Origin of the sequence: Agromyces humi, assembly GCF_009720255.1 — a bacterium.
Lineage (GTDB): Bacteria > Actinomycetota > Actinomycetes > Actinomycetales > Microbacteriaceae > Agromyces > Agromyces humi.
The window spans coordinates 1-1,222 of sequence record NZ_WJSP02000644.1 but is presented as its reverse complement, the minus strand read 5'-3'; the positions used below and the strand labels follow the sequence as shown (position 1 = coordinate 1,222).

Annotated in this window: 2 protein-coding genes; both read right to left on the bottom strand. The window is 71.5% G+C overall.

Going from position 1 to position 1,222, the window contains the following annotated elements; genetic code table 11:
- Window positions 1–500 (bottom strand): SDR family NAD(P)-dependent oxidoreductase (locus tag GH736_RS23175; protein ID WP_159607396.1); only part of this gene is annotated, 500 nt, incomplete at its 3' end.
- Between the two features lie 18 nt (window positions 501–518).
- The coding region (locus GH736_RS23170) for a fumarylacetoacetate hydrolase family protein (protein WP_159607394.1) at window positions 519–1,222 on the bottom strand (704 nt) is incomplete at its 5' end.

The following is a 1,222-nucleotide window of genomic DNA, read 5'->3' as shown; positions in this document are numbered from 1 at the left end:
TCGCGCAGGTGGTCGGCGGCCATGGCCCGCGTCAGCGCGGCGACGGCGCCCTTGCTGGCGGAGTACAGCGCGCGCTCGGGCAACCCGGCCGTCGCCGCGATCGAGGACGTGTTGACGATCGCGGCGGCCGGGGACTTGCGGAGGTGGGGGAGCGCGGCCCTGGCGACCCGCACCATGCCGAGCACGTTGACGTCGAAGACCCGGTGCCACTCGGCATCCGCATTCGACTCGATCGTGCCCTGGGCCCCGATCCCGGCGTTGTTCACGACGATGTCGAGGCGCCCGAACTCGGTCGCCACGCGCTCGACGCCGGCCCGCACGCTCTCGTCGTCGGCGACGTCGACCGTGACGGCCAGGTCGGCGTGGACCGCCCCGTCGGGCTGCAGGTCGAAGATCGCGACCCGCGCCCCGCCCTGTCGGAGCCGCCTCGCGATGGCCGCCCCGAGTCCGGATGCTCCGCCGGTGACGATCGCGACGAGGTCGCCGAATTCGCTGCTCATGTGTGGATTCCCTTCGGGTCAGGCGGAGACGAACTGCTGGCGCTGGCGCCCGAGGCCGTCGATCTCGAGTTCGACGACGTCGCCCGGTGCCAGGTAGGGGAATCGGCCCGACAGTGCGACGCCCTCGGGGGTGCCGGTGAGGATCAGGTCGCCGGGTTCGAGTGCGAGGTACTGGCTGAGCGTCCAGACGATCGTGTCGATGCCGAAGATGAGGTCGCTCGTGCGCGAGTCCTGCCTGGGCTCGCCGTTCACGAAGCTGCGCAGTCGCACGTCGCCGGCATCGACCTCGTCGCCGGTGACGAGCCACGGTCCGGTCGGGCAGAAGCCGGGAGCGCTCTTGCCCTTCGACCACTGGCCGCCCGAGACGGCGATCTGCCAGTCGCGCTCCGAGAGATCGTTCGCCATGACGTACCCGGCGACGTGCGCCCGGGCCTCGGCGGGGGAGTCGAGGTAGCTCGCGCGACGACCGATCACGACGCCGAGTTCCACCTCCCAGTCCGTCTTCCGGCTGCCACGCGGGATCGCGACGTCGTCGTACGGGCCGACGACCGTGTTGGGCGACTTCATGAACATCACGAGCTGCTTCGGTGGCTCCGATCCCGACTCGGCCGCGTGTGCCGCGTAGTTCATGCCGATGCAGTAGACGGCCGACGGTCGGGCGATCGGCGCGCCGATGCGCAGGCTGCCGGCGTCGGGCAGCTCCGGCAGCCCGCCCGCGGCGA